We start from the raw sequence: 8,975 nt of genomic DNA on the forward strand, positions 1-8,975 counted from the left end.
CCCGACGTGGTGCTCAACGGCGACCCGGTTGACCGGCTGCCCGGCAATGCCCACTTCTCGTTCCCCGGCTGCGAGGGGGACGCGCTGCTCATGCTATGAAAGGTCCGTAGTGGCCGAAGTCCGCCGGCCACCAGTCCTGCGAGGTCGTCAGCACCTCCAGGATGTCCTGCTTGACGGCCGCGAGGTCGAGGCTCTTGAATGCCTCGGCGTAGTCGAACTCGTCGCCGAGGGGGTTGGCCACGGCGGGGTTCTTGGCGAGGATCTTCAGGTTGAGCCGCTCCGGCCACCACTGGCGGTTTCCGCCGCCCTGAGTCGGGTGCGGGGCGCGACCGTGCGCGACCGGGCAGCCACCCGCGTCCTCCGCCTTCGCGTCTGTGACGATTGCATCATGGTTCTCAGACATGGAAATCCTTCGTGGGCTAGGAAGATAACGGTGCTCAGGACCTGCGGGCGTTGGAACAGTCAGGACACAGGCCCCAGTAGGTGACCTCGGCCTCCTCGATCGAGAAGCCGTGGTCGTCCGAGGCGGCCAGGCACGGCGCATGGCCGACCGCGCAGTCGACGTCAGCGACGGCTCCGCACGACCGGCACACGATGTGGTGGTGGTTGTCCCCGACGCGTCCCTCGAACCGGGCCGCGCTGCCGGCTGGTTCGATGCGGCGGACGAGTCCCGCCGCGGTCAGCGCGTGGAGGGCCTCATACACCGCTTGAAGGGAGATGTGGCCAACGCGATCGCGCACCCCGGAGGCGATCTCCTCGACGCCGAGGTGGTCACCGTCCCGGACGGTCTCGAGCAGTGCGACGCGGGCAGCCGTCACCCGCAGGCCTGCACCCCGCAGCTCCTCGGCGGTGGTCGGAGTCCTGGATGCGGTCATGACGTCAAACTTACCCTCATAAACACGAACGATACAAGAGAACGAATGATGCAAGTAAGGCGCCACGCCAGAAGACGGTCGTCTCGGTGTGGCGTTGACCTGCCGTCCGGAGGGTTGGCTCGGGGCGTGTCACGGTCAGGCCGTCTTGGTGGCAGGACGAGTCCTGGCGGCGGACCCGCTGTTCGCCCCTGGAACTTCCGTACCCTCTAGGCGGTTTTGTGGCCGGCGCGCAGGAGACCGTACGTCACCGCTTGCTCGAGCGCCTGCCATGACGCGTCGATGATGTTCTCCGCCACCCCGACCGTGGCCCACTCGGCCGTGTCGTCGCTGGAGGTGATGAGGACGCGGGTTATGGCGCCCGTGCCGTGGGTGCCCTCCAGGATGCGGACCTTGTAGTCCACCAGCTCCAGCTTCGCCAGCTCGGGGTAGAGCTTCTCGAGCGCCAGACGTACCGCCCTGTCGAGGGCATTGACGGGGCCGTTGCCCTCGCCCGTCGCGACGATGCGCTCGCCCTTGGCGTGGAGTTTGACGGTGGCCTCGCTGACCAGCTCACCGCTCTTCGTACGCTCCACGATGACGCGCCACGACTCGACCTCGAAGTGGCGCGTGCGCTGCCCGTGCACGGTGTCGCGCAGCAGCAGCTCGAACGAGGCGTCCGCGGCCTCGAAGGTGAAGCCCCGCGACTCCAGGTCCTTGACCCGCGTCACCAGGGTCTTGGTGTGCTCCGGGGTCAGTTCGTAGCCGAGCTCGCGGCCCTTGAGCTCCACCGAGGCGCGGCCGGCCATGTCGGAGACGAGCATGCGCATGTCGTTGCCGACCGCGGCCGGGTCGATGTGCTGGTAGAGGTTGGGGTCGACCTTGATGGCGCTGGCGTGCAGGCCGGCCTTGTGGGCGAAGGCGGACGTGCCGACGTACGGGGCGTGGGAGTTGGGGGTGACGTTCGTGACCTCGGTGATCGCGTGGGCGATGCGGGTCATGTCGGCCAGGGCGTCGGTGGGCACGAGGTCGAAGCCGCGCTTGAGCTGGAGGTTTGCCACGACCGTGAAGAGGTTGGCGTTGCCGGAGCGCTCGCCGTAGCCGTTCGCGCAGCCCTGTACGTGCGTCGCGCCCGCCTTGACGGCGGCGAGAGTGTTGGCGACCGCGCAGCCGGTGTCGTCGTGGCAGTGGATGCCGACCCTGGCGCTGGTCCGCACGGCCTCGTGGACGATGTCGGCCAGCTCGTCGGGGAGCATGCCGCCGTTCGTGTCGCACAGGGCGATGACGTCGGCCCCGGCCTCGGCGGCGGTCCTGAGGACCTCGAGCGCGTACGCTGGGTTGGACTTGTAGCCGTCGAAGAAGTGCTCGGCGTCGAGGAAGACTCGCTGGCCCTCCGCACGAAGGTGAGAGACCGTGTCGCGGATCATCGCGAGGTTCTCCTGGAGAGTCGTGCGGAGGGCGAGCTCCACGTGCCGGTCGTGACTCTTGGCGACAAGGGTCACGACCGGCGCGCCGGATTCGCGCAACGCGGCCACCAACGGGTCGTCGGCTGCCTTCACACCGGCCCGGCGGGTCGCGCCGAACGCGGCGAGTTGCGCGTGCTTCAGGTCAAGCTCTGTTTGAGCGCGCCTGAAGAACTCTGTGTCCTTGGGGTTGGCGCCGGGCCAGCCCCCTTCGATGAAGCCGACGCCCAGACCGTCCAGGTGGCGCGCGACGGCGAGCTTGTCGGCGACGGTGAGGTTGAGCCCCTCCTGCTGAGCGCCGTCCCGCAGCGTCGTGTCGTATACGTGGAAGCGGTCGTCGGCCATGAGTCTCTCTTCTCTCGCTTCTCTCGAAAGTTCTCTGGAAAGCAAAAAGACCCCTCACGGACGTGAGAGGTCTGCGCGCTGGCGGTGTCCCTTTGTCAGCCAGCGCGCCTGCCGATAATGAGCAGACCGTAGAACATGGTGCCACTCAGTCTGCCATATGGATTCACCTGCTGGCACACCGGTCTCACCTCCTGGGACAGTCCGCTAGACCGTGACACCGTCACCCCCGGTGATGGCGCGCTCCAGAGCCGCCGGGTCGAACGCCTCGTTGCCCAGCAACTGCCCGTTGAGCAGCACCGTGGGCGTGCCCTCGAGCGATACCTTCGCGGTCTCCTCCAGATGAGCCTTCGCGTACGACTGCGACCTGACGCATTCGTCGACCGAAGCGCCGGCCTGCCTGGCCGCCTTGACCAGGTCCTCGACGGCGAACCCGGACGCCTCGCCGTGCGGCGCGGGCTGCATGGCGTACAGCTCGTCCCTGAAGGTGAGCCAGCTTTCCTCGGGGACGCAGCGGGCGGCAGCGGCGGCGCGGATGGAGTTCGAGCGCATGGGCTCGTCCTTGAAGATCGTCACGGGGTGGAAGACGACCTTGACCTTGCCTTCCACGGCGAGTTTCCTGATGGTCGCGTCTACCCTGGTGTGGAGCTCCTTGCAGACGGGACAGTCGAAGTCCTCGTACACGTCGAGCACGGGAGCGTCGCTTGACCGATCGGCCAGGACCATCGAGCCGTCCACCTGACGGGCCAGCCGCACTTCCTCGGACGACTCGCCCGGCCTCGAGAGCGCCAGCACCCCGAGTACGGCGATGGCCACGCACGCGAGCGCCACCGCCAGCAACCGCTTCTTCATCAGCCCACTCTCACCTCATTGATCGCGCAGACACTACCCGATACCGGAAGAATGGCCACATGAAGGCATATCTCCTTGACCCCGCGGTCGCCCAGTACGTCTTTGCCCACTCCACCTCGCCCGACCCCCTGCTGGAGGAACTGGCGAAGGAGACGGCCGAAGCCACGGGGGACGCCGCGACCATGCAGATCTCCCCCGATCAGGGCACCTTCCTGACCATGATCACCCAGCTCGTGGCGCCCCAGGTGGTCGTCGAGGTGGGGACGTTCACCGGCTACTCGTCCGTCTGCATCGCCAGGGGGTTGTCCGGCGGGCGGCTGCACTGCTTCGACGTGAGCGAGGAGTGGACGTCCATCGCCCGCCGCTACTGGCGTGAGGCCGGGGTGGCCGACTGGGTGACGCTCACGCTCGGGCCCGCGCTGGAGACGCTCGCCGCCTTCGACCAGCCCATCGACCTGGCCTTCCTCGACGCCGACAAGGGCAACTACCCGGGCTACTACGAGCTGCTCATGGAGCGCCTGCGGCCCGGCGGGCTGATCCTGGCGGACAACACGCTGCGCAGGGGGCACGTGGCGGACCCGGCGCACGACGAGGCGACGACCGTGGAGATCAGGCAGTTCAACGACCTGGTGATCGAGGATCCGCGGGTGACCGTGCTCATGCTGCCCGTCGCGGACGGGATGACCATGATCAGGAAGAACTAGCGCCCAGCCGGTCGAACATGTCCCGCGCGGGGCCGCCCCCAGCCCCGCGCAGGATCGCGGCGCCGTGGTCCATGGCATGGTAGGCGCGACGGCGGGCAGGGTCGAGGTACGCACTTCGTCCAAGGGGGAGACATGCAATACCGCATGCTCGGGCGGCAGGGCCCGACGATCTCGGTGGTGGGGTTCGGCGCGATGACAATGGCGCCAGGGATCTACGCCGACGTGGACCAGCAGCAGGCGACCGGCACCCTCCTGGCCGCGCTCGGCGCGGGCATCACGCTCGTCGACACCGCCGACATCTACGGCGCCGGCCTCAGTGAGAGGCTGATCGGCCGGGTGCTGCGCGGGCGGCGCGACAAGATCGTGCTGGCCACCAAGTTCGGCGGCGACCAGGACGAGCGGGGCGTGCTGGTGAAGGGCCTGGGGCGGCCCTCATACGTACGCAAGGCGCTGGACGCCAGCCTCGGCCGCCTCGACACCGATCACGTCGACCTGTACTACGTGCACCGGCTCGACCCGGCGACGCCCATCGAGGAGACCATGGGCGCGCTCGCCGAGCTGGTCGAGGCCGGCAAGGTACGCCATATCGGGCTGTCGGAGATGTCGGCGCGCACGATCAAGCGCGCGCACGCGGTCCATCCGGTCACGGCGGTGCAGACCGAGTACTCGCTGTTCAGCCGGGCTCCGGAGCAGGAGGTGCTGCCGGTGTGCCAGGAGCTGGGGATCGGTTTCGTGGCCTACAGCCCGCTGGGGCGCGGCCTGCTCGGGGGGACGATCCGCAGCCGTGAAGGGCTCGAGCCGGACGACTGGCGCAGGGGGAACCCGCGGTTCCAGGAGGGCAACCTCGACCACAATGTGGCCCTGGCCGACGCCGTGGCCACGCTGGCCGCCGAGCAGGGCCTGTCCGCCGCGCAGCTCGCCCTGGCCTGGCTCGTCCACCAGGGTGTCGTGCCGATCCCGGGCACGCGGAAGGCCGAGAACGTGCGGGCCAACGCCGCGGCCGCCGACGTGCGGCTGGACAAGGAGGTGCTGACCCGGCTCGAGGAGCTCGTCCCGCCGGGCGCGGTGGCGGGCGAGCAGGGGAACGAGGTCTACATGGCCAACATCGACACCTGAGTGGCCGGGCCCGGGAGACCCGGCCACGCCAGGCTAGGCGATCTTGTGGATCCAGTTGTGCGGGTCGGGACGGGCGCCGTACTGGATGCCCACGAGTTCCTCACGCACGCGCATCGTCACGGGACCGGACATGCCGTCCCCGATCGTCCAGGAGCGGTCGGCGCCCTTCACCGAGCCCACCGGCGTAACCACGGCCGCCGTCCCGCACGCGAACACCTCGGTGAGCTCCCCGGACTCGGACCCGGCCTGCCACTCCTCGATCGAGATGAGGCGCTCCTCGGTCTCCAGGCCCAGGTCACCGGCCAGGGCCAGGATCGAGTCCCTGGTGATGCCGGGCAGCAGGGTGCCGGTCAGGGCGGGGGTGACGAGTTTGTCGCCGAAGACGAAGAACAGGTTCATCCCGCCCATCTCCTCGACGTACTTGTGCTCGTGGGCGTCCAGCCACACCACCTGGTCGCAGCCGTTCTCCACCGCCTGCCGCTGCGCCACGAAGGCGGCCGCGTAGTTCCCGCCGCACTTGGCGAAGCCCGTGCCGCCGGGGGCGGCACGCGTGTACTCGGTGGACAGCCACACCGAGACGGGCTTGATGCCACCCGTGAAGTACGAGGCCGCCGGGGAGGCGATGACCATGTACTTGTACGTCTTCGACGGGTAGTTGACGCCCAGCCCAGCCTGGGTCGCGATCATGAACGGGCGCAGGTAGAGGCTGTGGCCCTCGGTCGTGGGCACCCAGTCCTTGTCGGTCTCCACGAGGAGCTCGAGCGACTCCACGAACGTCTCCTCGGGCAGCTCCGGCATGGCCATCCGGACGGCCGACTGGTTGAAGCGGGCGGCGTTCGCGTACGGGCGGAACGTGACGATCGAGCCGTTGGCCTGGCGATACGCCTTGAGCCCCTCGAACAGCTCCTGCGCGTAGTGGAAGACCGAGGTGGCCGGGTCGAGCGAGAGTGGGCCGTACGGCATGAGCCTGGCGTCATGCCAGCCCCGCCCCTCGGTGTAGTCGATCGAGATCATGTGATCCGTGAAGATCTGCCCGAAGCCGGGGGTCGCCAGTACCTGCTCCCGCTCGGCCGCGGTGCGAGCGTGGTCGGATAGCTGCACGTCGAAGCTGAGCTTCTGAGCGATGGTCATGACGGAGGTCCTTCTCTCTGCGAAATCTGCCCAAATCTACAGAATCTGCGGATAGGCGGCGGTGGGCGGCACTGCCCCGGGGGGCAGCCCGTACTTCTTATTGTCTCGCTATATGGGATGGCAAGCGGCCAATGGGGTGGTTAGGCCGTTTGGACGCGAAAAAGCGCCCGGCGGTCCTCTGCGGACCACCAGGCGCTTGCGGGGCTAGGCGGTCCTAGCCGGATACTCGCGCGGTGATGTCGTCACCGATCTCGTGGGTGGTGCGGCCGGCCCAGCCGGTCAACCGCTCGAGGATGTCGTCGGCCACCGCCTGCTCGACCTTGGCCGCCTCGGCGTGCAGCCCGAGGTGGTCGAGGAGCATGGCGACGGACAGGATGGTCGCGGTCGGGTCGGCCTTGCCCTGGCCGGCGATGTCGGGCGCGCTGCCGTGCACCGGCTCGAACATGCTGGGCGCGTTGCGCTCAGGGTTGATGTTGCCGCTGGCCGCCAGGCCGATGCCGCCGGCGATGGCCGCGCCGAGGTCGGTGATGATGTCGCCGAACAGGTTGTCGGTGACGACCACGTCGAACCTCTGGGGCTGGCTCACGAAGAACATCGAGGCCGCGTCGATGTGGCAGTAGTCGGTCGTGACCTCGGGGAACTCCTCCGCCACGCGGTTGACCGTGCGCTGCCACAGGTCGCCGGCGTAGGTGAGCACGTTGGTCTTGTGGACGAGCGTCAGCTTCTTGCGGGGACGCGACTTGGCCTTCTCGAACGCGTAGCGCACGACGCGCTCGACACCGTAGGCGGTGTTGAGCGACTCCTGGGTGGCGATCTCGTGCGGCGTGCCGCGCCGCATGGCGCCGCCGGTGCCCGCGTAGAGGCCCTCGGTGCCCTCGCGGACGACGATCATGTCGATGTCTTCCGCGGACGTGTCGGCCAGCGGGGTCTCCACGCCGGGGAACAGCTTGACCGGGCGCAGGTTGACGTAGTGGTCGAACTCGAAACGCAGCTTGAGCAGCAGGTCGCGCTCGAGGATGCCCGGCGGGACGCTGGGGTCGCCCACGGCGCCGAGTAGGATCGCGTCGTAGCCGCGCAGCTCCTCCATCACCGCGTCGGGCAGGGTCTCGCCGGTGCGGTGATAGCGGGCGGCGCCAAGGTCATAGTGAGTGGGCTCGATCTTCGTGCCCACGGCCTCCAGGACCTTGAGGCCCTCGGTCACGACCTCGGTGCCGATGCCATCGCCGGGGATGACTGCCAGACGGATGTTACGCGACTCCATGGGCCGTACCTTACCGCGTCGTCTCGACTGACGAACACTTCATCTCAAGTTTCGGACGTCCACTTTGTCCTTATTGCGGTTCTTTGACCGTTTCGTTAGAGTCCGACGAGCCTAATCCACGCAGCGGTTGCGTGGAGCCGGGGACCCACTTTCCCCCTGGGGCGAATCGGCACCCCCATGCCGTAGGGCTACTTCCAGGCCCGAGCCCGTCAGCTAACCCGGCCGGCCGCATGGAAGGACAGACCCCTGTCTCGCATTGCCATAGCCCTGGCGGCGGGCGCCGCCGGGCTCATCTTGGCCACCCCAGCCCAGGCCGCGACCAACGACGGCTCCACCACTCCGACCGACCCCACCACTCTGACCGCCGCCCAGGTCAAACAGATCCGGGCGCAACAGGCTCCCAAACCCGCCTGGAAGATCGCCCTCAAGTTCGCCATGAAACAGCGCGGCATACCGTACGTGTGGGGCGGCGCCAGCAAGAGCGGGTACGACTGCTCCGGGCTCATGCTCAGGGCGTACGAGCACGCGGGGATCGAGCTGCCCCGCGTCGCCGCGGACCAGTACAACGCATTCGGCAGGAAGATCGCCTGGAAGGACCTCAAACCCGGCGATCTGGTCTTCTTCGAAGGCCTCGGGCACGTAGGGATGATCTCCCGGCCCGGCTACATGGTCCACGCGCCGCACACGGGTGACGTGGTCAAGGAGGAGCGCCTGTCCAGCTGGCGCAGGGACTCCTTCGTGGGTGCCGTCCGCCCCGACCCCAAGGGCGTGCGGCTCTGGGCCAAGCTCAAAGAGCAGCGCAGCGCCCCCGCGCCCGCCATGCTCAAGGCCACCTTGTAGGAGGCGCTCCCGCACGCCGGGGGACACCGGAAGACGCGCCGCGCCAGGGCCGAGGTCAGGGCAGGCGGGCGTCGAAGATGAGGTCCCAGGCGCGGGTCCGGGCGTGGGCGACCGCGCCCAGCAGGACGCCGCTGTCCCCCAGCGTGCTGGCCACCACCGCGGGCCGCAGCGGCCCGAGCTCCGCGATCCGCGTCTCGATGGCCTCGCCCAGGAGGTCCAGGTTGCGCCCCACGCCGCCGCTGAGCACGATCACCTCGGGGTCCAGCACCGCCGCGACCGCCACCAGCAATCCCCCGATGCGGCGGCCCTCGGCCTCCACCACCGAGCGGGCCACGGCGTCGCCGGAAGCGGCCGCGGCGAAGACCTCCTTGGCCGTGTCCAGGGTCAGACCGGCGGCGCGGGCCGCGCGGACCAC

9 protein-coding genes, 1 pseudogene and 1 riboswitch are annotated in these 8,975 nt (G+C 68.7%); of the genes and pseudogenes, 3 read left to right on the forward strand and 7 right to left on the reverse strand.

Going from position 1 to position 8,975, the window contains the following annotated elements:
• Positions 1-94: 94 nt before the first annotated feature.
• The 4 genes and pseudogenes from AB0J09_RS46315 to AB0J09_RS46330 all read right to left on the reverse strand — a co-directional run.
• Positions 95-403, reverse strand: a pseudogene (locus AB0J09_RS46315) (catalase-peroxidase); the annotation flags it as partial.
• Positions 404-437: 34 nt separating this feature from the next.
• The gene (locus tag AB0J09_RS46320; RefSeq protein WP_360706247.1) at positions 438-875 is read right to left on the reverse strand and encodes a Fur family transcriptional regulator; all 438 of its coding nucleotides are present in this window, start codon (positions 873-875) and stop codon (positions 438-440) included.
• 206 nt (positions 876-1,081) lie between these two features.
• Positions 1,082-2,659, reverse strand: a complete 1,578-nt coding sequence (gene cimA / locus AB0J09_RS46325; RefSeq protein ID WP_360706250.1) for a citramalate synthase — start codon at positions 2,657-2,659, stop codon at positions 1,082-1,084.
• 204 nt (positions 2,660-2,863) lie between these two features.
• Positions 2,864-3,508 (reverse strand): thioredoxin domain-containing protein, encoded by a 645-nt coding sequence (locus AB0J09_RS46330; RefSeq protein ID WP_360706252.1) that lies wholly within the window; start codon positions 3,506-3,508, stop codon positions 2,864-2,866.
• Between the two features lie 59 nt (positions 3,509-3,567).
• On the opposite strand from AB0J09_RS46330, the gene AB0J09_RS46335 reads away from it, so the two are divergent.
• Both AB0J09_RS46335 and AB0J09_RS46340 read left to right on the forward strand, forming a co-directional pair.
• Positions 3,568-4,212 (forward strand): O-methyltransferase, encoded by a 645-nt coding sequence (locus AB0J09_RS46335; protein WP_360706255.1) that lies wholly within the window; start codon positions 3,568-3,570, stop codon positions 4,210-4,212.
• Between the two features lie 132 nt (positions 4,213-4,344).
• Positions 4,345-5,328: an aldo/keto reductase gene (locus AB0J09_RS46340; RefSeq protein WP_360706258.1), complete on the forward strand. Its 984-nt coding sequence runs from the start codon at positions 4,345-4,347 to the stop codon at positions 5,326-5,328.
• A 33-nt stretch (positions 5,329-5,361) separates the two neighbouring features.
• On the opposite strand, the gene AB0J09_RS46345 is transcribed toward AB0J09_RS46340, so the two are convergent.
• On the reverse strand, positions 5,362-6,459 hold the full coding sequence (locus AB0J09_RS46345; RefSeq protein WP_360706261.1) for a branched-chain amino acid aminotransferase: 1,098 nt from the start codon (positions 6,457-6,459) through the stop codon (positions 5,362-5,364).
• Between the two features lie 214 nt (positions 6,460-6,673).
• Complete coding sequence (locus AB0J09_RS46350; RefSeq protein WP_360706264.1) at positions 6,674-7,720, reverse strand: 3-isopropylmalate dehydrogenase; 1,047 nt, start codon at positions 7,718-7,720, stop codon at positions 6,674-6,676.
• A gap of 98 nt (positions 7,721-7,818) precedes the next feature.
• Positions 7,819-7,963, forward strand: a riboswitch (cyclic di-AMP (ydaO/yuaA leader).
• Positions 7,964-8,014: 51 nt separating this feature from the next.
• Between AB0J09_RS46350 and AB0J09_RS46355 the strand changes: the two genes are divergently transcribed.
• Positions 8,015-8,560 (forward strand): C40 family peptidase, encoded by a 546-nt coding sequence (locus AB0J09_RS46355; protein ID WP_360706267.1) that lies wholly within the window; start codon positions 8,015-8,017, stop codon positions 8,558-8,560.
• A 55-nt stretch (positions 8,561-8,615) separates the two neighbouring features.
• Here AB0J09_RS46355 and AB0J09_RS46360 read toward each other — a convergent pair.
• On the reverse strand, positions 8,616-8,975 hold a 360-nt coding region (locus tag AB0J09_RS46360; protein WP_360706270.1), incomplete at its 5' end, for an ROK family protein.

Origin of the sequence: Nonomuraea sp. NPDC049784 (genome assembly GCF_040659615.1) — a bacterium.
GTDB lineage: Bacteria > Actinomycetota > Actinomycetes > Streptosporangiales > Streptosporangiaceae > Nonomuraea.